We start from the raw sequence: 26979 nt of genomic DNA on the forward strand, positions 1-26979 counted from the left end.
GTTGTTAATTTTTAAAATCATTTATCTATGTAAGGATTTATTTATCTGTGTTATCTGCAATGAATTTCTTAATTTCAGGAGAGAAATAAACACCATATCCTTTTGTACTTTTATTTCCAGGACCGTTTCCACCAAAGTGAACACCTACAACTTCGTATTTACTGTTAAATACAGCTGAACCTGAGTTGCCTGGTTCTACGAAAGCATCAGTAATAATCATGTTGCCTTTAACTGACAGCACTTTTCCTGTTGATTCATACATTTGAAATTTATTTATATATGGTTCTGGATAGCCAACAATTGAAATGCGTTCATTTTCTTTCGCTTCTGATGCTATTTTTAAAATGCCTGTGTAATCTTTAAAATTCCTGTTTTTTGGATGAACAGCTTTATCTTCCACATGTAGAATGGCAATATCTTCTTGACCTGAAAAACGGACAATTTTTTTAACTTTATAAAATCCGCCATTATTATATTCACCATTCGGATGCGCAATAATATGTGCGCCAATTTCCATACCTGCAACGACATGCTTGTTGGTAACAATTGTATTTTTACCGACAATGAATCCTGTTCCAGATCCTATCGAAACGATACCATTGTATGGTGCTACATTAGTATTTTTGATTAGTTTCACATTATGTTCAGCTTTAGCCGTTTGTTGAATACCCTCAACCACTGTTGTGCCGACGCCAGTCACTGATGTTAAAATCGTCAATGCTGCAATACTTTTGATGATTATATTTTTATTCATTTTTGTGCTCCTCTAAGTATTCGTATAAATATAAGGTTAGGTTTTTGAAGTTTTATTTTTTAAATCATTTCGAATAAATAGAATCACAGAGATGTTTAAAATTGTTGATTTTGTTGTTAATTTCTAAAAATCATTTATCAATGTATGGATGGATGATTTATTTATCTAAATTATCTGCAATAAATTTCTTAATTTCAGGAGAGAAATAAACAGCAAATGACCTCGTACTTTCACCTGTTGGTTTATCACTAGCATACATAACACCAATTGCTTCTCGCTTACTATTTAATATAGGTGAACCAGAGCTGCCAGGTTGGACAACCGCATCAGATGTCACTATATTTCCATTCACTGATAGCACTTTACCAGTTGATTCATACATTTGTAGTTTATTTCCATTAGGATTTGGATAACCAATGACTGATATAGATTCATTTTCTTTAGCTTCTGATGCTATATTAAATTTACTAGTGAAATCTTTGAATTTTCTACCTTTTGGTTGTGTTGATTTTTCTTCAACTTGTACAACCGCAATATCTTCTTTTCCAGGATAATCTACAATTTTAGTAACTTTATAGAGTCCACCACCATTATTATAAAAACCATTAGGATGCGCTTTAATTTCATCACCGACTTTCATGTGATAAGTAACATGTTTATTGGTAATGATTGTATGATTTCCAACAACAAATCCTGTTCCAGCGCCCATCCATGTAACACCACTGTATGGTGCAACATTCGTATTGGTAATTAATTTCACACTATTTTCGGCTTTGGCCGTTTGTTGAATACCATCAACCACTGTTGTGCCGACACCAGTTATTGATGTTAAAATCGTCAATGCCGCAATACTTTTGATGATTATATTTTTATTCATTTTTCTGCTCCTCTGTTTATTCATGATGCTTTTGATATAGACGTTTTTTTATGTTATATTCGACCGATGTTTTTCATTAAAATTATTGAACACATGCTCATGGTGTATATTTAAATTTGTTTATTGTTCAATGTGCTTTTGAATAAAATCTTTGATTTGAGGCGTAAAGTATACGGCACCATTATATTCAGAACCAATTTTTCCAATACCGCCATACACCACACCTATGACCTCATTGTTAGAATTTAGAACTGGTGATCCTGAATTCCCGGGTTCAATGTATGCATCAAAATTTAAAATATTGTCTTTGATTCTTTTTATAGTTCCTGTAGATTCAAACTGTTTAAAACTATTTTGAGCAGGTAATGGGTAACCAATAACTTTAATTTTGTCATCAACTTTAGCATCTTTCGCAAAATTGAATGCTTGGACATTTTCATTAAAATTAAAGCCTTTTGGTCCACGTTCAACTGCTTGTTCTTCAATATTCATGACAGAGATGTCTTCATCACCCGGATAATCAGAAATGCTTTTAATTTTATATATACCACCATTTCCTTTGTCACCGTTTGGATGGGCAGTAATTCTATCGCCAACTTTATAATCTTTTGATACATGTTTATTGGTGATAATTGTATTTTTTCCAATTACAAAACCTGTCGCATCCTTAAATGAAACGACGCCATTATATGGAAAATTATTTGTATCTTTAACTTGCGTAACATTCTTCTCTGCATTTGCTATTTGTTGTGTCTCTTCAACGACTGCAGCATTTATTCCAGTTACTGAGGTTAGAATGGCTAATGCTGCCATGCTTTTAATGACTATATTTTTATTCATTTTCAAGCTCCTTTACAATTCGAGATATGTTGCAACGCTCGTTTAAAGTCAATTTGTTTATTTATCTATGTTTTCTGCAATGAATTTTTTAATTTCTGGTGTAAAGTAGACGCCATATGCATTTCTGTTATCATCATTTTTTACATCAGAAGCAAAATGAATACCAACTAATTCGTTGTTGCTGTTTAATACAGGTGATCCAGAGTTTCCGCTTTCAGTATGCGCTGAATATACAATACTGCTACCTTCTACTGACATCACAGGGCCAGTTGACTCATATAAAACATATTTATTTTTGTATGGGTGTGGATAACCAATCACTTTAATTCGCTCACCAGCTTTAGCCCCTGCCGCATATTTGAATGGCGTTACATTATCATTAAAATTAAAGCCTTTTGGTCCACGTTCTATTGCACGCTCTTCAACTTGAATGACTGATACATCTTCTTTACCTGGATAATTAATAATCTTTTTAATCGAATAAATACCACCATTACCTTTATCACTATTTGGATGTGCAGTAATTCTATCGCCCACTTTGTAATTTTTCGACACATGTTTATTTGTTAAAATAGTATTCTTTCCAACTACAAATCCAGTTGCACTTTTAAAAGCAACTACACCAGTATATGGAAAAATATTTGTATCTTTAACTTTTGTGACATTATTTTCTGCTTTGGCAGTTTGTTGTACTTCCTCAACCAATGTTATTCCAATACCTGTTACAGATGTTAAAATTGTTAATGCTGCTAAACTCTTGATGACTACGTTTTTGTTCATTTTAAGTTCCTCTTTTTTAATTATTTTGATATCTAGATACATAATTCAGTATATTTAGTTAATTATGTAACCGTTTTCTTAATCACTCTTTAAAAAATCAACTTCACGAATGAATTGATGATACTTATTTTTCAATATTATTTTGAATAAATTCTTTTAATTGTGGTGTGAAATAAACACCGAAATTCTTTTCAGATTCATCTTTTCCACTACCTGCATATAAAATACCAATCAGTTCATGTTTAGAATTCAATACAGGAGATCCTGAATTACCTGGTTGTGCATACGCATCAAATTCCATAAACGTTCCACTGATATGGTTAATCGTTCCTGTCGATTCAAACATTTTATATTTTGTTTGTGCACCCTTTGGATAACCAATAACAGAAATTCTATCTTTCACTTTTGCTCCGTCTGCAAATTTTGTATAACTAACGTTCTTATTAAAATTCAAACCTTCTGTACTTGTTTCATGAACATGAACTATCGCAAGGTCTTCTTTTCCGGGATATTCTACAATGTCTTTAACGTCGTAGTTTCCTCCGCCTTTACCTTTACTCGAATGATGTGCTGATACTCTATTTTTAAAAATATCATTACTTTTAGCGATATGTTTGTTAGTTACGATTGTATTTTTACCAACAACTACACCAGTACCACCCGCAAATGCTACCACTGAATTGTATGGTTCCTTAGTTGCATCGGTAATTTCTTTGACATTCTTTTCTGCTTTGGCAATTGAATGAGGCTGATTAGAAATATTTTCAGCAAAACCAAGAGATGTTAAAATAGTTAAAGCAGTTAAACCTTTAACCATTACATTTTTATTCATATTTCACCTCCTTCCAAATTTATTTTTATAGTTAATGTATCTAGATACACATTTACTATATACATTTTAAATAAAAATATTAATTAAATATTAATTAACCACTTATTAACATTTTATTAAATTATTTTACATGAATTGACTCATTTATTTAAATATGCTTAAAACTCAATATCACGCAATTAAAATTGACTTTTTAGGATTATTTTGGTCTTAAATATTAATTATTGAATTAAAATTGTAATATTTATTCGGAAATTAGGTGATTGAAAATATATGGCGGAATGGTGAACAATTCATGTATTTATAATCTTTCACTTTACTATGTATTGTGTTTAACAACATTATTAGCGATTAGTTCCCCTATTATTTATGACAATATGCAGTCAATCAATGAAACATGTATGTATGAGTATATTTGGAACTAGTAATGTATTGTTAATTATTGAAGATGATTGAATTATGGAATTTTTTTCGAGATATGTTATTTCGGGGATCAGATTTTGCGATTTTGCCTTAGATAGAGTAGTTGCGATTTGTAAATACGTTTTACAGGTTCGATTCAATTTCGTTGTTAAGATAATATGGATTAGTTTCACTGACATGTTGATACATGTCTTTTTTGTTCTGATAAAGTATAAAATGTTTACTTAACATTACTTAGTATGACACCTGCTAATTCAAACATTATTTGAGACATTCTTTTCAAATTAATTATAAATTTTTACCTATAGACTAGTTTGATATTTATCTACATCTCAAAATTCTCATCAACAATCTTTCACTTCCAACATTTTTACTTTAGTTTTTATAATTCAAAACAACAAAACGATGTTAAAAAATTATTCTATTTTTTAGTTAATAGATAGTTAATACATTTTTGATATTTAGTTAATTGTTCTTTTAAAAAAATATTATTATATTTTCATTGTAAACGTTTACAATATAAAAAAAGGAGCAATTAAAATGAATACAAAATTTTTAGGTAAAACATTAGTAGCAAGTGCTTTAGTATTAACAACATTAGGAACAGGCTTACATTCTTCATACTTAGGATTAGATACAAATAAAGTTGTTAAAACAGCAAAAGCAGAAGAAAATATGACAAATGGTCAATTGTGGAAAAAAGTTAAAGATTCATTAATTGATTCAAATATTATTAGTGGTAACGGGTATGAATCTGTAAAAGTGTCTTATGTTCGTACAGACGGTCAATCTAGTAATGTAGAATCTACTGCTAATCATGATGATGTAACCAGCACTCCAAGTAATTTTTCAAAATTAACTCAAATTGATATATCTAAGCAAAACATTGATGGTAGCGATTTCAATACAAAGTTAGATGCAAATGCTACTTGGAAAAGTTTAACAAAAAAATTAGAAGAACAAGGATTGTTAAAAACTGGTGATAAAGTGACGATTCATAGTAAGGATTCTAATGATCCAAAAATCACTGGTACAGTTGGTCAAGACTTTACTGATCATAAAGGTTTTAACTTAAATAAAAGAGACATCAACAAAATCACAATTGAATAAACCTTAAACTCAAATTTCCTTAATTTATAAAACCTTAATAACTAACCCTTTCTTACAAACCACCTAGCCCATAATATATTAAAACGTCATTTTTATTTCAAATAGCGGAAAATAAAAAAACCATTCCGCATTAACTTTGGCAAGTTGGAATGGTTAAAAAAATATTTTAGAAGCCTGCGTTTGGCTTGCTTAGACGACATGTTCGCGCATGTCGTCTTATTTTTACATTTATATAATAACACGCAATTCAATAAAATGTCTAATCAATAAACCTCAATTACATTCAAATTCAAAAACTTTTCACCTAATATTCATCGCTTAAATAAACATTACATTTAATTAACCAGACATTGTCAATCGCGTCTAATACCCCTGCTGTCCGAATACAAAATTATTTTATATTCATATTTATCTGTTCTCTTTTCTCCCTTTTAAACACAACTAAATTTCTTTTACCATTAGCGCCCCAATCTTTAATCTTTAATTGTTCTACCGCTCCATTTTTTAAATCCTTTAAAGAGTAAAACTGCTAATAGCAACTTGATAATAATATAGATCGCCAATGTTAATGTAACTGGTATACTCCCTTCTATAAACATATAAACGTAACGTGTAGCATATGTGATTAGTAAATAGAACCACGAATGATCTCCAAGCACTTCAAAGCCAAAATAGACGTTAAAAATAAACATTAAAATTCCGGCAACAATAGCCATTACATCTTTAATGAAAAATATATCTAACATTATCACAAATTATTAATAATGTTAAAAATGACGGTATTAAATAAATTAATAAATATTCCATTGTCATGTATTGCTATACGATTATGACGCTAAAAAGGAATAATTATTAAGTTTATAGAAAACATCTGTATAACTTACTACAAATACTGAAAATAATATAAGGATTTAAGATCGTAAAATCTAAACTAAGGAGATGTTTAAATGCATTTGAAACTGAACGATGAAGATTTAAATTATTTAGTAAATCTAAGTAAAGAAATACTTGAACAATACAACATTAAATTAGACGAAACTTGTAAGGGAGATATTAACATAACATCATGTAATTCTGAATACTTTTTCACTTTAAGCTATTTTTTAAAGCCTGGAAAAGCAACTATAAATTTCAGAGAATGCCGTTACAACTATAGCTTGTTACGTTTAAATCTTAATGACGGTTTTCATAAAAACTCTAATAATGAGAAAATAAGGGGAAATAGAATTAATATATTTTCTGAAAAAGAATTTATACAAAAAGCTGACGGCGCAACCCATATGAAAGCATATCCTTTACCTTATAATATATTTGACGATAGCTCTGATTTTGTAAAACAATTATTTACTTTGCTTGAATATACAAAAACTAATCATAATGATAATATTAAAATTGAAACTAATCTATTCATGAGTTGGTGATACTATGCATGACAACACAATTAAATCTATTAGCAAAGACTATTTTGATTACTTACAAACAGAATCAAAGTTTATCCCATTAGAAAATGAAACTATAGAATTTTATTCACCTATCGTCGATTATTTTGGTGATTCTATTTCTGTAAATATTTCTTTTTCAGGGGATCGATATAAACTAACTGATCATGGTGAAACTTTGTGGAACATGGAACAATTAGGTATAGATTTAACTAGTAATAAAAAACAAAAAAAGTATCAACTTCTCAATAATATTGTACAAAACTACAGTCTAGTCATCGAAAATAAGCACATAAACTTTTATACAAATAGAATAAACTTATCTCAAGCTATTCATGATTATGTTTTGGCTATTTCCGAGATCAGTTATTTGGGAATATTAAAGAAAGAAAATATTAAGTCCTTATTTAAAGACGAAGTGATGCAATATTTTCTATCAAACAGAAAGATTTATCCTAATATATTTCCCGAATTTAAGGTAGAGGGGAAATCTAAGTTAATCCATAGTTTCGAAGCAGTATTTCCAGGAGAAGCTACAGAGTATGTTAAAACAATTAAACGAATCGATAAAAACAATGCAAAAAATGTCCTTTTCGATTGGAATGATGTTGAAGTACATAGAAATAAAAATTTTGATTCTAATGCTAGACTTAATATCATTACAGAACAACAAGATGATATTAGCGAAGCAGTATCAACTATGTTGTCTCAATATAATGTAGAGGTATTTTCATTTGAAAACAAAAAACAACTTGAAGAAAAGTTTAGTAACGTATAATTATCGTGTTATATAGTGTTTCTTCGATAATAGTTTCTATTTCAATTAAATCACCGATACTTAAAATGATAAATTTACCAATACCAAGTTTGTAATGAACTTTTACCGTCATACAATTATAGATGCTATATATACAAAAAGAACCACGCCGATTAAGACGTGGTTCCATTTTTTTAATAATTTTTTATATGTTGGAAGTTTCTAAATAATTCTAATTTCGCAAATTTAGCACCCTGCTATTTAGCAAAGCAATCTACATTTCCCTAACTAAAAATTATCATGTGTGTAAATAAAAATTATGTTAGTACTTTAATTCCGTTTGATAATTAAAATAATTGCACTTTGTTGATTATTTAATCATATACAATTCTATACTCCAGGATTAGTTTCTTTAGAATCCGTACCGATTAATTTAACAGTATGGTTTTGCCAATCAACTTCATAAGTAGATGTAAACGTTACTGTATTTTGATTTTTGTAGTTATTACCAATCCAGTGTAGTCGATTCCATTGATTAGTATATCTATCCATTTCTCTTTGGTAAGTTACTTTGATTTTAGATTTTTTTGTATCATTTTGTTTATGAGAAAGTACGCTTATAAATTCTGGGTTAAAGTTACCACGCGCCAATAAAGGCATTTGATGTGTTGGCAAGAAATTTTGTCCAGCATTTGAACTACTTTGTCTACCACCTAAAAACAGTTCATTACCATATGTTGGGTCATAACTATCTCTACCATATGGTCCCCAACCATTATTCATAATTTTGTGCGCCTCAACACCCCAGCCAATTGATTTATGATTTGTTTTTCTATCAATCGTAGTTCTGTAACTTTCTTGTTTATAATTTATTGTTTCTGAAAATGATTTTGATCCATTCAATCCACCTGATAAGCCATTAGATATATTAATATCTCCGCCATAAGAATAACCTAATGTTTGTTGAACTTGGAATTCTTCATTTTGATTTTTAGGTGCATAGTCAACAACATTTACAGCATCATTTGATTCTGAACTAACCGAAACATTATACTTACCGCCCCAATAAAACTGTGAGTAATTGTAATCTTTTGGATTAGGCTTTTTATAACCTGAATTAATGTTTCCGGCTGCCTTAAGTACTAACGTATCTTTGTCATAACTTTTATCCTTAATGAAATTAAACGTTAAAATTTGAGAAATATTCAATTTATCATTATCAGATGTTGCTGTTGTTTTGTATAAAGTGATTTTGTCATCTACTTTTTTCTCGCTTACAGGTGTGATATGTTGAGCTGCATCAACTGTATTCGATAGCAAAAGCAGTGCAATTGATGAAGCAACTGATGATTTGATTAATTTTTTCATTTTCATATTAATTATGTCCTTTCACTTTAATTTCGTGTGTTTTCCAATTAACTTCATATCTAACTACAAAGTTTCTATTTACAAATGCATTATGCTTTCTTTCTGCGTAAATACCAGTTCTAGGGAATAAAGTCGCATATGTAATATCTAAGTTTCTACCATATGAAATTTCAAATTCACTCGTATCACTTGAACCTTTTTCATGTGATAGTGTAGTGATAAATGATGGATTAAAGCCACTTTGAACTAAAGGTGGCAATTGATTATCAGGAGCAAAATATTCTCTTGCTGAACCTGTTGGACCATTTGGACTTTGTACGAATAAATATCTATCATGCGCAGATTTTTTACCATCAGGCGTAACAAATTCGTTTGCTTTAACACCCCATTTAACTGATTTTGAGTTTTGCTTGTCTACTTCACTGACATAACTCTTTTGGGTATAACTAATTGTTTTAGAATAATTAAATGAGCCATTGCCACCTATAGATGGTGCTGACTGGAAATTACCTCCAATGTTATATCCTAATGTTTGACCAACATCAGTAGTTTCTATTTTGTTTTTAGGAAGGTAATTGATTAAGCTAACATTTGGATCTTTAGTCGTCAGTCCTATATTATATTGGAATGGCCAAATCATTCGTTTAGTTAATTCATATCCACTACCCTTCACATCTGAAAATGAAGTTCTGGAATTAATAAAACCTTGCATTTTAACAATTAAAGCGTCTTTGTTATATTTTTTATCTTTTACAAAGTCGAATTGGACATTTTGAGTAACGCCCCATTTCTTACTACTTACATCCTCCGTACGTTTGATTACTTCAGCACCATCACCAATATTTTCAATATTAGTATTTGCTCTAGATTCTTGAATCGGAGATGCTAAAGGTGCAATCAGTCCTACTGACAAAGTTGCAGCTAACATTTTTTTCTTAAACATAAGTTTCACTTTCTTTCTATATAAATTTTTAATACAAATTTATTCTAGATTATTTCACTTATTTATAAAATTAACTGTTTATTAAAAAATAAAATGCTATAAAATATTAAAAATGACACAATTTATTCATTTATAATGCTGAAAACCGGTCATTTTGGCGCAACCTTCATTACATTTAAATAGTTCCCTTTATATTCGAACAATATGATAAAATTGCCGACACTCAACTTTTTCGCTATAAAAATAAAAACGAACTTTAATCAAATCTTAAAAAATAATGTTTGTATTATCACAAATAATCTATAATTGAATTTAAAATTAACTGATTATTAACTATTTTCCGTTAAACGGAGAGGATTACTTCGTATACTGTTATAACTGAAATCTTCTATATATCATTTCGTAATATCGCTAGCTTCATCTAAAAAATTTAATGTTATGATTTAGTCTAATTAAAAACATATATATATTTACTATGAACTAAAATTTCACCCTAAAAATAAAAAACCATGATTTCGAAGTCTTCATAAACTGAAGCTTCTACTCTCATGGCAATTTATACTATGATATTCAATTATAATGCCTAGTCTCATAGTAAACGGCTACTACATTCGCATGTACTTCGTTTTACTGTCCACGCATGGTCGTTGACTTATTTATATTATAATATAAATATTTTATTTTTCAATACTTAATTTTAAAAATCCCCTATGAAAATGTTGATGAGCTGCATCTTTAAATCCAATCATACCTTGTATGAAAAACATATTGTGGAATGCTAATTTAACAATGTACACTTTTTGTTGTGTATGTATGTCGCAATTCTCCCTATCATGACTATTATTCCGTATAATTATAATATTAATTATCGACTTGAAAAGTTATAAACATAAGTGTCAAAGAATGCTAATTATGGTAAGTTAATATTACATTTAGTAACATCAAAGTTAACAAATATAGAAGAAAATCCTCAACTTTCTAATTATGAATCAGAATATTATCTTCTTGAAAAAAATTTAATTAAGACACAATTTATCAAAAGTACTAAAAGTAGAAGTCTATATGAAGAAACCACTTATCACAAATTGACGAATGGAGACATCTTAAACCAACCCGGAACTTTGAAATTATGGACGTAGGCAAGGCTTTAGTCCAACCGTTTCATTGCATGAGTTTGGAAAAACATGTCAGATACCTGTTTGAAATTACCGAATATTTACATTTAAGTAAATCATAAATTTTAGAAGTATTATGATAATATATACCATTAAAACCAATTACTAATTCATTGTTCTAATTATGCAGGTAACTTTCCGCAATAAGTCCAAAATAAATCTAATGGATAAAAAATAATCAAAACTTTAACTTTAATCAATATTGAACTGCAAAAATTTGGCACAAGCTAAAACAATGGGTAAACCGACAGGGATTGCCAATGACACAGGTAAATCAGTAGAAGAAATGATGTGTAGAAGTTCACAAGTAAACTGGAAAATAGGGATTAATTAAAATTCGTTTCAACCTTTATACATACTAAGCAAAATTACACACTTTATAAAAATAATATTAATTTTGTAAAATTCAGCTTATTTGGAGGATTAATAGCAATGATAAAACAGGTTCTAAGAAAAAGTTTAAATACAGTAAAAGAACATATCGATAAAAGTAACTTCCAAAAAAACTTAATATTTTCACTTGTCATATTCCCATTCTTATTTGTGCCTTACATTATAATAGATATACTCGTACATTTATCTAATAATCAAGAATACTTTAAGTTATTATCATCTATTTCACATATATTTTTAATGTTCTTTGTAACAGCAATAAGTCTATACGCTATACTTTCTATACCTTTAACATCTAATTCATGTAGGAAATCTAGCTTTAGAAAGATTAGTAAAGTAATAATTTATTTTTTAGTATTTTTTTATATCCTAAGCCATCATATCAATATAAATATTTCTAAAATGGACTCTTCTTGGCATTTTTATGCGCTTTTTTTATGTTTTTTTATTATTTCATATAAATTAACTGAAAAAATAACGAAGGTATGCAAATGGATATTTAATGAAGAATCAAATAACGATGAAGGTTTAAGAACTCAAAAATTATTTTTTATAACGACTGTGGTTTTTGGTACAATAAGTATCTTCTCAACAATTGCAAACGTTTTAGTAGCAATAAAACAATTTCTAAATTAGTTATATCAATTAAATAATAAAAGGTAGCAAAAATTATATAGTAAAAGCGATAGTAGATTATTAAAAAAATATATATCATTTGTTGTCACTGCGTCAAAACTCTAAAGCAATTAAGCCATCGAGAGTATTTAAATACACATAAATTCAAATTAAGGAGAATAGGTAAATGAAAAAAGAAATTTTAAAAAAGCAATGGGTAATATGGACAATCTTAGTAACATCTTTCTTTAGTATAGGCACACCAGGTATAGCAATAATCCCGTTCAGTTTATCAATATATGCATTATCTAAATTAATACTTGTTAATAAATTTGTAGAACCCGATTTAGTAACACTTCAAAACTTGAAAGAAAAAAATAAAAGTATCAACATTGAAAATCAAAAAATCAAGCGTGAAATACAAGAATTGAAGAATCTAAAAAATGATTTAATATCTAGTATAGAAGAAGGTACTAAAGAACTTGAACACATTACTAGTTATTTAAATGATGAATTATTTAAATATGATATAGAATTAACTTATCCCTTCGATTTAGTTGAAGTAGACTCATCTCAAATTAATACATATATTAAAAAATTACAAATGAAAGAAAAAGAATTACTAAATCTTGAAGAAGTGAAAATATTTAATGTTTCTACAGAGAATAAGAGACATCAAAATGCACAGGCCAAGCAAATAATACGATTATTTAATGCTGAAACTTCTCAATTAATTAATAAAGTAAATAGCAAAAATATCGAAAGCATGCAGAACAAAATATTTAAAAGTTATGAAGGGATAAATAAAATATTTGAAACGGATAATGTACGTATTCCTGAAACTTTACTTGACATAAAACTTGAGATGTTAGATTTAATGCACAAATATCAAGTTAAGATAGAAGATGAAAAAATCATAAGAAGAGAAGAACGAGCTAGACTGAAAGAAATAGAACAAGCAGAAAAAGAAATGGAGAAAAAACTAAAAGAGCTTGATAAAGACATTAGACACCACAATAATGAAATCAAAAAGCTGACAATGTATTTAAATAACACAGATTTACAAGTCGAAAAAGAATTATATATTGAAAAGATTAGAGAATTAGATCAATCACTCAAGGATTTAAATTCTGAAAGAGAAAATGTAGAGGACAGAAAAGATAATGCTCAATCAGGGTTCGTTTATATAATATCAAATATCGGTTCATTTGGAGAAAATGTTTATAAGATTGGTGTAACCCGTAGATTAGAACCAATGGATAGAATTAATGAATTAAGTAGCGCATCTGTTCCCTTTGAATTCGATGTGCACGCTTTAATTTTCTCTGAAAATGCTTTTGAGCTTGAAAGCAAATTACACGAATACTTTAAAAAATATAAAGTTAACGGAAGAAAAGAATTCTTTAAAGTTAATATTAATGAAATTAAAGATAAAGTTTTATCAGAACACAATAGCACAGTTCAATTCATTGATGAACCAAAAGCTATACAATACAGAGAAACTTTAAGATTAACTTCACTCTAAAAATTTGGGTAGCCCGCCTACCCTTATTATTTTTTGCCAACTTTTATGAGTATGTTATATATCAATAAAAAAACAACCAAATTGTAAAAGGTTTTATGGTTTTGGATAGCAATGTAATTATTGAAAAAAGTAATTATTTATTAATCAATACATTGTAATATTAAGTGCAACCCAATAAAAATTCATAAAAATACCCACGATGGGCACTTTATTGTAAGGTGTTTACAACCACGAAAACACATTTAAGTATTGCCAATATGAGCGATAACTATCTTATACTAACTGAGCACGAATAGAGAAAATTATTCTTTAAGACCTATTGCACGTAAATTAGAACGATCCGCATCTACTATCTTACGTGAAATTAGCAGAAATAATGTAAATAAGTTATATCAAGCTGAAACGGCTCAAAAGAATTATGTAACTACAAGAAAACTTTGTGGTCATCCTACTGGATTTACTCCAGAACTTAGCAATATCATTAAGTAAAATTTAAAAATACCACTACTCTTCTGAATTAATCGTGATTCGATTTTTTAAAACCGATTTTCTTTTAAAACCAAGTATTTATGGTTTAACCACCGATATGATTAGGTTCGATGTTAATGGTAGTGATCATGCAAATCCACCAAATAATGAAAGAATACCTACGCCACATATACACATATATACTGAAGAATATAATAATGGTGTTATTTCGATCCCATTAAAAGATATTGAAGATTTAGAATTAACAGATGAAATTATAGAATCATTAGACTTCTTTATGAAGTATACTAATATAAAACACGATAATGTTATAATAGAATCAAGATTACTGTAAAAGAAATGGAGGGATACTTAGTGAAGACTATCGAAGAAAGAATGAACGAATATTTCAACTGGTTAAAACAAAATTATATCTTCAAAGAATTAGATAGTTCTACAGAAATTACTACTCCCTTAAAGAACCATTGGAATGATTTTATTAGAATATATGCTGATACACTACCTAATAATGAAATTTGTCTATCAGATGACGGATTGACGATTAATGAATTAGAAATGTTGGGTATTGATATAAACACAAAAACGAGAACTAAACTTATACAGAATATTTTAAATCAATTTAATTTAAAATTAGTTGATAAAGAAATTACAGCGGATGTTAAAAATGAGAGTTTTGCTCAGTCTAAACATAATTTAATTCAAGGCATATTGAAAATTTATGACCTTACTTTAACTACTAAATCTAACGTTACAAACATATTCTATGAAGAAGTATTTGAATTCTTATATGACCAAGAAATAAGAGGTTTAGCACAAGTTTCTGTTTCTGGACAATCAGGTTTAAAATATTCTATTGATTATATTGTTTCTGAAACAAAATCACAACCAGAAAAACTAGTTAACTTTACAAACAACTTAGATTTCAACAAAATAACTAATGAAGCTTATATTTACCGTGATATCAAACCAAACAGACCATCCAGAAACAAATTAGAACCTATCATGTTGAGAATTGTAAATGATGTAGATCATCCGATAAATGAAAGAGCACAAACTGTAGCAGAACATGAAAACCTTGAGATATTAAAATGGTCTAATAAATCAAAAATCATTGAAACTTTAACCTCATAAATTAGCAGTAGTCCCTTATTTATATTCTTTAATTTCCAAACCATATCGTGCAAATAGAAAAGCAGATAACTTTTTTATTTGCACGTTTTATTTTAGAACAAGAAAGAACAAGGTCAACGAGTCAGAAAAACTTTTTCTTGATACGTATTTGACACTTGCTCTTTTAAGAATACTAACATTTCATTGTATTTCTGTTAAATTAACGGAGAATGAATGATATCTTTATACTAATAATCTTAACTTTTTAACATATAAAATTAATACATTGTACTAAAGTTTCAATTATTTTATAATTATATAAATGAATCGTATACACTTAGTTAGACAAATCTAAGAATTTAGATATTGTTTAATTATAAAACTATCGATTCACATATAAATAAAAGGAGATAACAGTATGAGGAGATTATTCAGTCTATTACTAGCTAGTACAATGATTTTAGTCGCATGTGGGAATGCTAGCAATGAAAATAAGGAATTTGAAGACGAAAAAAAATCAGAAGTAAAAAAAGAAGCTAAGAAAAATAATAATAAACCAAAGAACGTAAAGAAGAATCAAGATATAAACAAAAACAATAATGAGCAAGTTCAAAATGCAAATAATAATCAACCAGTCTTAAATAATAATAGTAATCATAACAATCAACAACAAAGCAATAAAAACAATTACACAGTTATAGAAAACGGGAATACAGTTACAGAAATTTATAATGGACAAGCATTTACAACTACAAATAACCCTATTAGAGAAGGATATGTAGAGGGAGAAACAGACCCGATATATAAAAGAGAGTATAAGCATTTTTATACACCTGAAGAAGCTCAAAGAGCACAAGAAAATAGCGACCAAATTTTAAGAGAAATGGGTCTCGAACCAGAAAGGTATGAATAAAGTCAAACTAAATAATTTCGGGTAGCCCACCTACCCTTATTATTTTTTTACCAATTTTGAGGAGGAGAAATAAAATGGCATCATTTATTAATACAAAAAGAAGAATAAACGTCAACACCTTGGCAATACGATGTAAAACATCCACCTTTCAAATCAAGGAGGAAAAGAAAGTCGGGATTCAAAACTAAAGCAGAGGCAAGTAATGCTGCACAACAATTGATTAGAGATTTGGAGGACGGAAATAACATTGAAGATAACAAAAAATTTAAAGAATACTACAGTGATTGGATAAATATAAAAAATAAAAAACAGTTATCCAGCAAACAGTTTTATTGGTACGAAAGATCAATTAAGTTATTTAGCGAGTTTTTCGGATTAAACATGCTAGTAAAAAATATAACTCGAATTGAATATCAGAGATTTTTAAATAAATACGCACAAGGTCATACCGATGAAACAGTGAGAAAGGTTCACGGTTGTTTAGCAAGATGTATCAAAGACGCATTATATGATGGTTATTTAAAAAAAGACCCTACCTATGATGTTAATATCAAAGGCACTGAAAAATCTAAAGATGAGAAGTTTAAATATATAACGATTAAAGACTACTTAAACTTACTAGAGTACTTTAAAAAAAGAGATGAAGAAAGTTATATCTTTCTGTATATTTTAGGTATTACTGGTGCAAGATATAGCGATGTTATCAATATGACATACAAAGATTTAAACAAAGCAAATGGTATAGCTCATTTACCCGGAACAAAAACAAAGAATTCAAAACGAGACGTAGAAGTTAATCCAAGAGATATTATGCGTATAAATTCAAAGTTGGCTAGATTGCCACGTAGAATTAACGGGAAGCTATTTTCAGTTAGTCATACATCAGTGAGCAAATCATTTAAAAAAGCAAAAGAAGTAATAGGATTAAATAATGATAACATCACTCCCTATTCACTTAGACATACTCACACATCTTACTTACTATCAAAAGGCATATCGATTGAATATATTAGCAAACGATTAGGTCACTCTATAATATCGCAAACGTTAAAAACCTATTCACACCTACTTGAAGAACATAAAAAAGAGCAAGGTCAACGAGTCAGAGAATTATTTTCTTGACACCTATTTGACACTTGCTAGAATGAAAAGTTGTTAAATCAAGGTTTTAAAGCTTATTTTTACGGAGAGTGAGGGATTCGAACCCTCGAGACGCTTGTGGCGCCTACACACTTTCCAGGCGTGCTCCTTCGGCCAGCTCGGACAACTCTCCTCAACAATAAATATGTAATAAAAAAACAGAAGCGATATTCCACTTCTGTTTGTATGACTCCTACGGGACTCGAACCCGTGTTACCGCCGTGAAAGGGCGGTGTCTTAACCGCTTGACCAAGGAGCCATGGCTCCACAGGTAGGACTCGAACCTACGACCGATCGGTTAACAGCCGATAGCTCTACCACTGAGCTACTGTGGAATAATAGAAAATAATGGAGCGGGTGATGGGAATCGAACCCACAACATCAGCTTGGAAGGCTGAGGTTTTGCCATTAAACTACACCCGCTAATGTAAACGATTATGGGGCGGCTGAAGGGGATCGAACCCTCGAATGTCGGAACCACAATCCGATGTGTTAACCACTTCACCACAACCGCCATGAATTAAGAATGGTTCAGGACAGAGTCGAACTGCCGACACATGGAGCTTCAATCCATTGCTCTACCAACTGAGCTACTGAACCGTAATGGTAATAATAATGGCGGTCTCGACGGGAATCGAACCCGCGATCTCCTGCGTGACAGGCAGGCGTGTTAACCGCTACACTACGAGACCTATTAAATTAAAAACTATGTATTGCGGGAGGCGGATTTGAACCACCGACCTTCGGGTTATGAGCCCGACGAGCTACCGAACTGCTCCATCCCGCGCTAATATTATTTTGAATTACCTAATTAATATACCATAATCAAAAACCTAAAGTCAAGAACTTTTTGGATTTAATTTAAATGTTATCTCTTAAATAATTACTTAAATATCGTAGCAACATGTTCTCTGTTGAACACAAATATTAGTATATTCATTTTTGTAGTGTACGTCAACGACATTTTCAAAGTTTTTTGTGTAAAAAAACGCTTCTTATTCCCTTTTATCATATAAGTGTCTAATAGTTGTCATAAATAGTGTTAAAGCATTTAAAAAGGTATAGGAGTTATAAAGTTTACAACGCCTATACCTTCTGAAAAAGAAATTATAAAAGCTTGTTACACCGCATATTCTTTCAGTCAGCGACTACCAATATAACATTGTAGCCCTAAGACATTGCTTGACGCCTCAATTAAAACAATTTTTCAAAATCAGCAGCTACCTACTGACACAACATAACACACCCCATACACTAACTATCGTGTCATGTAATCTTGCATCCGATCTTGCAACGCTGTAAATGTTTCGAAGCCATCCTCTTCTAAGAAGTGCCCTCCATCTTCCACGATTCGCAAGTTCCCCTCTAATGCATTCATTAAACGCTGGGTTTCTTTATATGAAACGTATTTGTCATTTTTAGAACTCAATCCGTAAAAATTGTCAACTTTCTTTTTAATATTATCGTAATCAATGGTTACATTACTTAAATCAATATCTAAATCTATATTTTCTGCATCTTCTTTAAAGCCCGCTATACTGAAAAAGCCTTCAATCGGCTGATCAATCATTTCAATATATTTTAAAGCTGTGATTGAACCTAAACCATGTGTTACAAAATATGTATCCTTTTTGCGTACATTAATTTGTTTCGTCATAGCTTCAATCCACTGATCCACTGTCTTCGCTTCAGGGGATTCAAAATTAAATAATGTTACGTCATATCCTTCTAAAGTTAAGTTATGCTCCAACCACTGATACCAATGATTTCTACTATTTCCATGCATAGAATGTACAATAATTACATCTGTCATCTCATTCTCTCCTTTCAACTTACTACTTCTTTTCTATTTTTAAAAAAATGACTGATTACCTATAATTGTAAAATAAAAACACCTTAATTAGAAATGTTATATCGCAAAGTGACATTTCTAATTAAAGTGTATTGTCATCATTTCAATATCATTCAAAAACAGCTAAACCTTTGTCTCTGCTTCAATTTCACAAAAATAATTCCCACTGAAAGTATCTATATTTACACATTACTTCCACCATTATATAACTTAAAAATGACTATATTTCATCAAACATTATCTAAAGGCGTCGTACCTACACCAACACCATTCAACAATTAACTTACAACTCTGCAACTATTTCTTCAGCAGCAACTTTACCTTGTGTAATACAATCAGGTAGTCCAACCGCTTCAAAAGATGCACCAGTTACTCTAAGTCGTGGATATGTTTGTTTAATATGTGCTTGAATCTGCCTAATTTGTTGAATATGACCGACATGGTACTGTGGCATACTTTTCGGCAAACGATTGACAATTGTAAATTCAGGATCACCTTTAAATGTCATCATTTGACTTAAATCTCTACGTACAATCGATACTAATTCATTATCTGTATGATCATCAACCACAGTATCACCTGGTTTACCTACATACGCACGAATCAAAACCTTACCTTCCGGTGTAGTAAATGGCCATTTTTTCGATGTCCAAGTACATGCGGTAATGTCTGTATCACTCGTTCTCGCAATCACGAAGCCAGTACCATCATGGGTATTTTCAATGTCTTTTTCATCAAATGCCAATACAACAGTTGCAACAGTCGTACTATCCATCGTTTTAAAATAATCAAAAGCTGGATCTTGACCAAACCAATTTAAAAACACTTGATGTGGTGTCGTTACTAATACGCCATCATACACTTCTTCTAGTTGATCATTGTAAACAATTTTATATTGTTTTTGAGACGTAATAATATCATCTACTGTCGTATTATATTGAATTGATACACCCTTTTTAATAACATCTTGTTCTAATGCTTCAATAAATGAACTTAAACCATGCTTAAATTGTTTGAATTGTCCTTTTGGTGCGCCAGGATATAATTGTCTTTGTTTCAGACGCTTATTTTTCTCATCCTTCATACCTTTTATCAGACTTCCGAATGCCTCTTCTTTTTCTTTAAAATTAGGAAACGTACTCATCAAACTTAATTTATCAATATCGGTACCATAAATACCACCCATTAAAGGCTCTATTAAATTCTCAAGTACCTCATTACCTAATCTTGCTCTGAAAAATGCACCAACAGAAATGTCACCATTCTGCATTTGAGTAGGTTTTTTAAGTAAATCTAACCCTGCTCTTAACTTTCCAAGTGGTGAAATTAATTTAGTTGTCACAAACGGTTTGATATCTGTCGGAATTCCCATAATTGATCCACCTGGAATAGGATACAATTTGTTTTTCGCAAAAATATAAGATTGTCCAGTCGTATTTGTAACAATATCTTGTTCTAATCCAATATCTTTCGCTAATTCTGTCATAATCGTTTTTCTACCTAAATAAGATTCAGGCCCTAGTTCAATCATATAACCATCTTTACGATACGATTGAATCTTTCCCCCCGGACGATTCGATGCTTCAAAGATGGTTACATCAATATTAGGATCTTGCTGTTTTAAAAAATATGCACTTGATAAACCTGTTATCCCCGCTCCTATAATAGCCACTGATTTAGTCACAACGTTTCACGCTTCTTTCGTCATTAAAATATAGACTTGATTTCATCAACAATTGCACCGATAAATAATGGATGTGTATTCGGCATTTTTGGACGATAATAATTCGCACCAATATCATCGCAAACAACTTTACATTCATAATCATTGTCATAAAGCACCTCTAAATGCTCACATACAAAACCTACTGGCGTATATATAAAGTTTTTATACTTATGTTTTTCATATAAATCACGTGTTAAATCTTGTACATCTGGCCCTAACCAAGGTGTACCTGTATTACCTTCAGATTGCCAACCAATCGCGATATGTTCAATATTAGATTGTTCTTTAATTAAAAGTGCAGTATGTTCTAGTTCTTGTGGATATGGATCATTATTCTTTTCGATTAAACCTTTTGGCAAACTATGTGCCGAAACAACTAATACCGTGTCTTTATGTTCCTCTTCCCGTATTTGAGCTAATGTTTCGTTGACTTTATTCGTCCAATATTCAATAAATTTAGGTTGTTCATAATAATGTATCACATGTGTAAGTTGAATACCATATTTTGCAGCTTCTTCATCAGCACGTTTGTCATATGATCCTACTGAAAATGAAGAATAATGTGGTGCTAGTACTACCGTGATTGCTTCAGTAATGCCATCATTGTGCATTTGTTCAACCGCATCTTCGATAAATGGTGAAATGTGTTTTAATCCTAAGTATAGTTTAAATTCAACATCTGCATATGCTTTATTTAATGCTGAAACTAGCGCATCAGCCTGGTCATCTGTTGTACCTGCTAATGGTGATAAACCACCTATAAATTCATATCTATCTTTCAAATCTTGAAGTTCTTCTTCAGATGGACGTTTACCATGTCTAATATCTGTATAATATGGCTCTATGTCACTTTCTTTATAAGGTGTGCCATAAGCCATAACTAATAATCCCATTTTTTTAGTCATTGATAATACCTTCCTTTAAATGAATTATCTTTCATGTGCTTCAATGTAAAACTATGATTATCTTTGTGTATATGTGTGTACGAATTCGCTTACTTTACGTAACGTCTCTGGTTGCACTTCTGGGAATACACCGTGTCCTAAATTAAAGATGTGTTTACCGTTCTCCATACCTTGATCTAATATTGGTTTCAATCTCTCTTCAATGACATTCCATGGTGCTAATAAAATTGATGGATCTAAATTCCCTTGTAATGTTTTAGTAACGCCTAATTGTTGAGCCTGATTAATAGACGTTCTCCAATCTAGGCCTAATACATCAATCGGTAAATCATTCCATTCATTGATTAAATGACTGGCACCTACACCGAATAAAATTACCGGCACATCATGTTTTTCTTTAACCTCACTGATTAATCGAATCATATGTGGTTTAATGTAACGTCTGTAATCCTCGACATTTAATGCACCTACCCATGAATCGAAAATTTGAATCAATTCGGCACCTGCTTCGACTTGAGCTGTTACATATTTAACAGATACATCAACTAAATGATTCATTAAAGCAAACCATGTTGCTTCATCTCTATACATCATCGCTTTTGTAAAATTGTAATTTTTCGATGGTCCGCCTTCAATCATATATGACGCTAATGTAAATGGTGCCCCAGTAAATCCTATTAGCGGCACATTTAACTTTTCTTCTGTTAAAAGTTTAATTGTATCTAATACATATGGTACATCTCGTTCGGGGTCTATTTGAGAAAGTTTCTCAACATCTTGAATTGTTTTGATTGGATTATGAATCACTGGACCAATACCCGATTTAATTTCTACATCGACACCAATTGGCTTTAATGGTGTCATAATATCTTTGTATAAAATTGCTGCATCTGTATGATAATTATCAACTGGTAAATGTGTTACATAAGCGCACAACTCCGGCTGATGTGTAATATCGAATAGTGAATATTTTTCTTTCAATTTTCGATATTCTGGTTGCGAACGGCCAGCTTGTCGCATAAACCAAACAGGTGTATGTGATGTTTCTTCACCTTTGATCATTTTTAAAATTGTATTGTTTTTATTATGCACCATAAAGGCCTCCTAAATTAAAATCATTCTTATCTATATTATCATATCGCTCATTCGTTCGTATTTTCAATAAATAAATGTCATAAAACTGACATTTAATCATAGAACTATTTATTGTAAATTTAAATTCTAAAGTCCATTATTTTGTATCATTACTTCTAAATATCTCGCAAGATTCATTATAGTAATTTTAATCAATTATTAATAGTGGTAATGACTAGTTTATCATCGTATAATAAATAAAAACATAAGGGGGACCTTTCATATGAAGAAACTATATACATCTTATGGCACTTATGGATTTTTACATCAGATAAAAATCAATAACCCGACCCATCAACTATTCCAATTTTCAGCATCAGATACTTCAGTTATTTTTGAAGAAACTGATGGTGAGACTGTTTTAAAATCACCTTCAATATATGAAGTTATTAAAGAAATTGGTGAATTCAGTGAACATCATTTCTATTGTGCAATCTTCATTCCATCAACAGAAGATCATGCATATCAACTTGAAAAGAAACTGATTAGTGTAGACGATAATTTCAGAAACTTTGGTGGCTTTAAAAGCTATCGTTTGTTAAGACCTGCTAAAGGTACAACATACAAAATTTATTTCGGATTTGCTGATCGACATGCATACGAAGACTTTAAGCAATCTGATGCCTTTAATGACCATTTTTCAAAAGACGCATTAAGTCATTACTTTGGTTCAAGCGGACAACATTCAAGTTATTTTGAAAGATATCTATACCCAATAAAAGAATAGATTCGAAGAAAACTTCCATTGGTTATGCTGTTAACGTATAGATGCTAATGTAATCTGAACGCCGTATCATTTGGCGTTCAACATTACATGCACCTTTACAACATACATGCCAATGGAAGTTTTTTAGTCTCGTAATAATGTTTCCTGATATTTCAACTTTTTAATAATACTTCTAATCGTTAATAAACCTACAATATAGAAAATGAGTACAACATAGAATAACGTCATATGTTTTATAATAAATGTCATTGCAAACACAGTACAAATAACAAACATTAATCTATATAAAAACTGTTCATACCCTTTGATTACCTTCTCTTCAGGTACAGGCCACACTTGAGGCCATAAGCCATATGCTTGCTGTGAATAAAATTGTGCCATTTGTAACAATATAATATATACAAATAAACACCCAATAATTGCTGTCACTAATGGATATGATAACCAAACCATTAATAAAACTGCAATAATTACTAACCTAAAGATAATATTAAATGCGTCTCTCCCTCTTATAAAGCTTCTAATAAATAAGAATAAATACATCGCATTAGAGTTAAATTTACTACCCTTTGGAACTGGTAAAAGTATATCTAGATAACTTCTTCTGACTGCAGATTCTTTCAAATGTTTTACATCGGTGAACATATTAACAAATTTATAATAATTCATATGATGTCGATGTTCGATTGCAATCATTTTCTCCCAAGGATACAAAAAGCCTGGTTTAAATTTTTTAACTAAAAATTCTATTAACACAGGCAAAGCAACCATCACAAATGCGATGTACCATTTTGGAGCTAATAGTAAGTAATATGTTAGAGCAAAGGTGATGAATGATATTAAATTAACTTGCCATGTTTTAAGTCCCGATTGATACCATTGCCATCTTAAGCGTAAACCAACATATGGAAAAATTAATGCACTGACTCCAAAACAAATATAAAATGCCACATTATGTTGATTAATATTGTAAAACAACGGGAACATTACAATAACAATAATGAGTTGGATTAATATGCGCGCAAAGTAACTATATAAAATCGCATGACGCATAAATTGAGACATGTGTTTTTCAAATGGTAATAAAAAGATTTTATCCGCTTCTTTTAGGAGTGGTCGCATTGGAAAAATGGATGTCAATGCTACAATCACTGCTGCTATTAATGAAAAATTGATATTCGTTGGAATATGTTTTAACCATTCACCATATCCAAAAATAAATGCACCCAGCAAAATAAGTAAAAAGACCATGAAATGACCATTAAATATAAACTTATTATAATAATTTTTCTCTTTACGAAGGGCATGTAATCTTTTATTAAATAATGTGGTCGCTTGGTTACGCATGTACATCTCCACCTTGCGTCACATGAATATATATATCGTCTAATGTTTGATTATGTAAGCCAGTTTGTTGTCTCAATGCTTCTAAATCTCCAAATGCAACGACTTCACCTTCGTCAAGTATGATAAAACGATCACAGTAACGTTCAGCTGTTGCTAAAATATGTGTACTCATTAGAACGGTTCTACCTTCGTTTTTCTTTTCAACCATTAAATCTAACATGGATTGAATTCCTAATGGATCTAGGCCAAGGAATGGTTCGTCTATAATATACAATTCGGGATTAACGATAAACGCACAAATAATCATGACTTTTTGTTTCATCCCCTTAGAAAAATGACTCGGAAAAACTTTCAATTCATTTTCTAAACGGAATGTCTTTAATAATGGCATTGCTCGATTCATCGCTTCATCACGATCAATATCATATGCCATTGCTGTCATCTCAATGTGTTCCTCTAATGTGAGTTCTTCATAAATAACCGGTGATTCCGGAATATAAGATAACTTTCTTCTATAAGCCTCTATGTCATCATTAATGTTGATATCTGAAATTGATAGAGATCCTTCCATAGGTGTAAGCAATCCTAGCATATGTTTAATCGTTGTACTCTTACCAGCGCCATTAAGGCCAATAAGTCCAACAATTTCGCCTTTGTTTAATTCAAAATTTATATCTTTAATTACAGGGCGTTTTCCATATCCACCTGTAAGCTGTTCTACTTTAACTGTCATAAGGCACCTCCATGACTTATATTGTACCAAAAATTATAAAATGCTCATATTAAATACACATGTCCTAATATCGAATTTTTAGCGACAATGTTATAATGAATGGTAATACAAGTTGAAAAGGAGTGTAGTCATCATGTCAGAAACAATTTTCGGCAAAATTTTAACTGGAGAAATTCCTAGCTTTAAAGTATATGAAGACGATTATGTCTATGCCTTTTTAGATATATCACAAGTTACTAAAGGACATACGTTATTAATTCCTAAAAAAGCTTCTGCTAATATCTTTGAAACTGATGAAGAAACAATGAAACATATCGGTGCAGCATTACCTAAAGTAGCAAATGCTATTAAGCGTGCATTTAATCCTGATGGTTTAAACATTATTCAAAATAATGGTGAGTTTGCAGATCAATCTGTATTTCATATTCATTTCCACTTAATTCCTCGATACGAAAATGATATTGATGGATTTGGTTATAAGTGGGAAACACATGAAGATATTTTAGATAACGATGCAAAACAACAAATTGCTGAACAAATTCAAGCACAATTTTAAATGTATGCTTAATCTAAGCTCGAACGGGTATAATATGATTAATATTATAACAATTGCGTTTGAAGTGATAACATCAAGGTTAGCAATTTTAAACAAAATGAGTTATCAAGATAACAGATGTTAAAAGTGAGGAGAATATAAATGAAAGCATCACGCATTCTATTCGGTATCGGTGTTGGTGTAGCAGCTGGTTTTGTAGTTGCACTTCAAGGACGAGACGACAAAAGTGTCAAGAACAACACAATCGATCGTACTGCCCCTACTGGTTCAAAATCAGAACTACAACGTGAATTTGAAACGATTAAACAAAGTTTTAATGACATTTTAAACTATGGTGTTCAAATTAAAAACGAAAGTGCGGAATTTGGTAGTTCAATTGGTGGTGAAATTAAGTCATTACTTGGAAACTTCAAATCTGACATCAATCCTAATATTGAACGTTTACAGTCACACATCGAAAATTTACAAAATCGTGGCGAGGATATTGGAAACGAAATTTCTAAGTAGCAGGTTACG

Annotated in this window: 27 protein-coding genes, 8 tRNA genes and 3 pseudogenes; 14 read left to right on the forward strand and 24 right to left on the reverse strand. The window is 30.5% G+C overall.

What is annotated here, in order from left to right; translation table 11 throughout:
• Positions 1-37: 37 nt before the first annotated feature.
• The 5 genes from splE to splA form a co-directional block, all read right to left on the reverse strand.
• On the reverse strand, positions 38-754 hold the full coding sequence (gene splE, locus JQN76_RS12840) for a serine protease SplE (protein WP_001038757.1): 717 nt from the start codon (positions 752-754) through the stop codon (positions 38-40).
• 157 nt (positions 755-911) lie between these two features.
• Positions 912-1631 (reverse strand): serine protease SplD, encoded by a 720-nt coding sequence (splD, locus tag JQN76_RS12850; protein WP_001038706.1) that lies wholly within the window; start codon positions 1629-1631, stop codon positions 912-914.
• Positions 1632-1751: 120 nt separating this feature from the next.
• Positions 1752-2471 carry a serine protease SplC gene (splC, locus tag JQN76_RS12855; RefSeq protein WP_001038872.1) on the reverse strand — a complete coding sequence of 240 codons (720 nt, stop codon included), beginning with the start codon at positions 2469-2471 and terminating at the stop codon, positions 1752-1754.
• A 57-nt stretch (positions 2472-2528) separates the two neighbouring features.
• The gene (gene splB / locus JQN76_RS12860; RefSeq protein ID WP_001039444.1) at positions 2529-3251 is read right to left on the reverse strand and encodes a serine protease SplB; all 723 of its coding nucleotides are present in this window, start codon (positions 3249-3251) and stop codon (positions 2529-2531) included.
• 124 nt (positions 3252-3375) lie between these two features.
• The gene (gene splA / locus JQN76_RS12865) at positions 3376-4083 is read right to left on the reverse strand and encodes a serine protease SplA (RefSeq protein ID WP_001039433.1); all 708 of its coding nucleotides are present in this window, start codon (positions 4081-4083) and stop codon (positions 3376-3378) included.
• Positions 4084-5046: 963 nt separating this feature from the next.
• Between splA and JQN76_RS12870 the strand changes: the two genes are divergently transcribed.
• Positions 5047-5616, forward strand: a complete 570-nt coding sequence (locus tag JQN76_RS12870; protein WP_001092776.1) for a DUF4888 domain-containing protein — start codon at positions 5047-5049, stop codon at positions 5614-5616.
• A 473-nt stretch (positions 5617-6089) separates the two neighbouring features.
• Here the strand turns inward: JQN76_RS12870 and JQN76_RS12875 are convergent.
• Positions 6090-6368 (reverse strand): annotated as a pseudogene (locus JQN76_RS12875) (BsaG family lantibiotic immunity ABC transporter permease subunit); the annotation flags it as partial.
• Positions 6369-6563: 195 nt separating this feature from the next.
• Here JQN76_RS12875 and JQN76_RS12880 point away from each other — a divergent pair.
• The gene (locus JQN76_RS12880; protein ID WP_000550252.1) at positions 6564-7037 is read left to right on the forward strand and encodes a DUF6978 family protein; all 474 of its coding nucleotides are present in this window, start codon (positions 6564-6566) and stop codon (positions 7035-7037) included.
• 4 nt (positions 7038-7041) lie between these two features.
• Positions 7042-7833 (forward strand): DUF1828 domain-containing protein, encoded by a 792-nt coding sequence (locus tag JQN76_RS12885; protein ID WP_000543856.1) that lies wholly within the window; start codon positions 7042-7044, stop codon positions 7831-7833.
• Here JQN76_RS12885 and JQN76_RS14275 read toward each other — a convergent pair.
• From JQN76_RS14275 to lukE, 3 genes are all read right to left on the reverse strand, one after another.
• Entirely contained in the window at positions 7820-7945 is a 126-nt protein-coding gene (locus JQN76_RS14275) for a hypothetical protein (RefSeq protein WP_000216885.1), read from the reverse strand. The two genes, JQN76_RS12885 and JQN76_RS14275, sit on opposite strands and share 14 nt — an antisense overlap.
• 257 nt (positions 7946-8202) lie before the next feature.
• On the reverse strand, positions 8203-9186 hold the full coding sequence (gene lukD, locus JQN76_RS12890) for a bi-component leukocidin LukED subunit D (protein WP_000782446.1): 984 nt from the start codon (positions 9184-9186) through the stop codon (positions 8203-8205).
• 1 nt (position 9187) lies between these two features.
• Entirely contained in the window at positions 9188-10123 is a 936-nt protein-coding gene (lukE, locus tag JQN76_RS12895; protein ID WP_000473596.1) for a bi-component leukocidin LukED subunit E, read from the reverse strand.
• Between the two features lie 1377 nt (positions 10124-11500).
• Between lukE and JQN76_RS14280 the strand changes: the two genes are divergently transcribed.
• From JQN76_RS14280 to JQN76_RS12930, 8 genes and pseudogenes are all read left to right on the forward strand, one after another.
• Positions 11501-11632: a hypothetical protein gene (locus JQN76_RS14280; protein WP_255200699.1), complete on the forward strand. Its 132-nt coding sequence runs from the start codon at positions 11501-11503 to the stop codon at positions 11630-11632.
• 98 nt (positions 11633-11730) lie between these two features.
• Positions 11731-12327, forward strand: a complete 597-nt coding sequence (locus tag JQN76_RS12900; protein WP_000595640.1) for a membrane protein — start codon at positions 11731-11733, stop codon at positions 12325-12327.
• Between the two features lie 166 nt (positions 12328-12493).
• Positions 12494-13831, forward strand: a complete 1338-nt coding sequence (locus tag JQN76_RS12905) for an SNIPE associated domain-containing protein (RefSeq protein WP_001836672.1) — start codon at positions 12494-12496, stop codon at positions 13829-13831.
• Between the two features lie 282 nt (positions 13832-14113).
• Positions 14114-14317 (forward strand): annotated as a pseudogene (locus tag JQN76_RS12910) (helix-turn-helix domain-containing protein); the annotation flags it as partial.
• Positions 14318-14417: 100 nt separating this feature from the next.
• A complete protein-coding gene (locus JQN76_RS12915; RefSeq protein WP_000617705.1) occupies positions 14418-14654 on the forward strand; it encodes a DUF6978 family protein in 237 nt (78 codons plus the stop codon).
• 20 nt (positions 14655-14674) lie between these two features.
• Positions 14675-15451, forward strand: coding sequence for a DUF1828 domain-containing protein (locus JQN76_RS12920; protein ID WP_000848323.1), 777 nt, complete (start codon positions 14675-14677; stop codon positions 15449-15451).
• A gap of 397 nt (positions 15452-15848) precedes the next feature.
• Positions 15849-16343 carry a hypothetical protein gene (locus JQN76_RS12925; RefSeq protein ID WP_001253316.1) on the forward strand — a complete coding sequence of 165 codons (495 nt, stop codon included), beginning with the start codon at positions 15849-15851 and terminating at the stop codon, positions 16341-16343.
• 74 nt (positions 16344-16417) lie between these two features.
• Positions 16418-17465 (forward strand): annotated as a pseudogene (locus JQN76_RS12930) (tyrosine-type recombinase/integrase).
• 62 nt (positions 17466-17527) lie between these two features.
• Here JQN76_RS12930 and JQN76_RS12935 read toward each other — a convergent pair.
• From JQN76_RS12935 to JQN76_RS12995, 13 genes are all read right to left on the reverse strand, one after another.
• A tRNA-Ser gene (locus JQN76_RS12935) sits at positions 17528-17616 on the reverse strand.
• Between the two features lie 54 nt (positions 17617-17670).
• A tRNA-Glu gene (locus tag JQN76_RS12940) sits at positions 17671-17742 on the reverse strand.
• Between the two features lies 1 nt (position 17743).
• A tRNA-Asn gene (locus JQN76_RS12945) sits at positions 17744-17818 on the reverse strand.
• A 14-nt stretch (positions 17819-17832) separates the two neighbouring features.
• A tRNA-Gly gene (locus JQN76_RS12950) sits at positions 17833-17906 on the reverse strand.
• Between the two features lie 15 nt (positions 17907-17921).
• Positions 17922-17997, reverse strand: a tRNA-His gene (locus tag JQN76_RS12955).
• Between the two features lie 13 nt (positions 17998-18010).
• Positions 18011-18083 (reverse strand) — tRNA-Phe (locus tag JQN76_RS12960).
• A 16-nt stretch (positions 18084-18099) separates the two neighbouring features.
• Positions 18100-18175, reverse strand: a tRNA-Asp gene (locus JQN76_RS12965).
• A 21-nt stretch (positions 18176-18196) separates the two neighbouring features.
• Positions 18197-18270, reverse strand: a tRNA-Met gene (locus JQN76_RS12970).
• A gap of 471 nt (positions 18271-18741) precedes the next feature.
• Positions 18742-19296 carry an RBBP9/YdeN family alpha/beta hydrolase gene (locus JQN76_RS12975; protein WP_000132890.1) on the reverse strand — a complete coding sequence of 185 codons (555 nt, stop codon included), beginning with the start codon at positions 19294-19296 and terminating at the stop codon, positions 18742-18744.
• 322 nt (positions 19297-19618) lie between these two features.
• The gene (hemY, locus tag JQN76_RS12980; protein ID WP_000167550.1) at positions 19619-21019 is read right to left on the reverse strand and encodes a protoporphyrinogen oxidase; all 1401 of its coding nucleotides are present in this window, start codon (positions 21017-21019) and stop codon (positions 19619-19621) included.
• A 23-nt stretch (positions 21020-21042) separates the two neighbouring features.
• On the reverse strand, positions 21043-21966 hold the full coding sequence (gene hemH, locus JQN76_RS12985; protein ID WP_001836880.1) for a ferrochelatase: 924 nt from the start codon (positions 21964-21966) through the stop codon (positions 21043-21045).
• 57 nt (positions 21967-22023) lie between these two features.
• Positions 22024-23061: a uroporphyrinogen decarboxylase gene (gene hemE / locus JQN76_RS12990; protein WP_000233526.1), complete on the reverse strand. Its 1038-nt coding sequence runs from the start codon at positions 23059-23061 to the stop codon at positions 22024-22026.
• Positions 23051-23161, reverse strand: a complete 111-nt coding sequence (locus JQN76_RS12995) for a hypothetical protein (protein WP_001790154.1) — start codon at positions 23159-23161, stop codon at positions 23051-23053. The genes hemE and JQN76_RS12995 overlap by 11 nt, the downstream gene beginning before the upstream one ends.
• A gap of 162 nt (positions 23162-23323) precedes the next feature.
• Between JQN76_RS12995 and traP the strand changes: the two genes are divergently transcribed.
• A complete protein-coding gene (traP, locus tag JQN76_RS13000; protein WP_000737976.1) occupies positions 23324-23827 on the forward strand; it encodes a signal transduction protein TRAP in 504 nt (167 codons plus the stop codon).
• 123 nt (positions 23828-23950) lie between these two features.
• Here traP and ecsB read toward each other — a convergent pair whose 3' ends face one another.
• Together ecsB and ecsA are read right to left on the reverse strand one after the other, a co-directional pair.
• Entirely contained in the window at positions 23951-25174 is a 1224-nt protein-coding gene (gene ecsB, locus JQN76_RS13005) for an ABC transporter permease EcsB (protein ID WP_001836879.1), read from the reverse strand.
• A complete protein-coding gene (ecsA, locus tag JQN76_RS13010) occupies positions 25167-25907 on the reverse strand; it encodes an ABC transporter ATP-binding protein EcsA (RefSeq protein ID WP_000216874.1) in 741 nt (246 codons plus the stop codon). The genes ecsB and ecsA overlap by 8 nt, the downstream gene beginning before the upstream one ends.
• A gap of 133 nt (positions 25908-26040) precedes the next feature.
• On the opposite strand from ecsA, the gene JQN76_RS13015 reads away from it, so the two are divergent.
• Together JQN76_RS13015 and JQN76_RS13020 are read left to right on the forward strand one after the other, a co-directional pair.
• On the forward strand, positions 26041-26463 hold the full coding sequence (locus JQN76_RS13015) for an HIT family protein (protein WP_000004981.1): 423 nt from the start codon (positions 26041-26043) through the stop codon (positions 26461-26463).
• Positions 26464-26604: 141 nt separating this feature from the next.
• A complete protein-coding gene (locus tag JQN76_RS13020; protein ID WP_000648118.1) occupies positions 26605-26970 on the forward strand; it encodes a YtxH domain-containing protein in 366 nt (121 codons plus the stop codon).
• Positions 26971-26979: the final 9 nt, after the last annotated feature.

The sequence above is a fragment of the Staphylococcus sp. SM3655 genome, from assembly GCF_016917315.1.
Taxonomy (GTDB): domain Bacteria; phylum Bacillota; class Bacilli; order Staphylococcales; family Staphylococcaceae; genus Staphylococcus; species Staphylococcus aureus.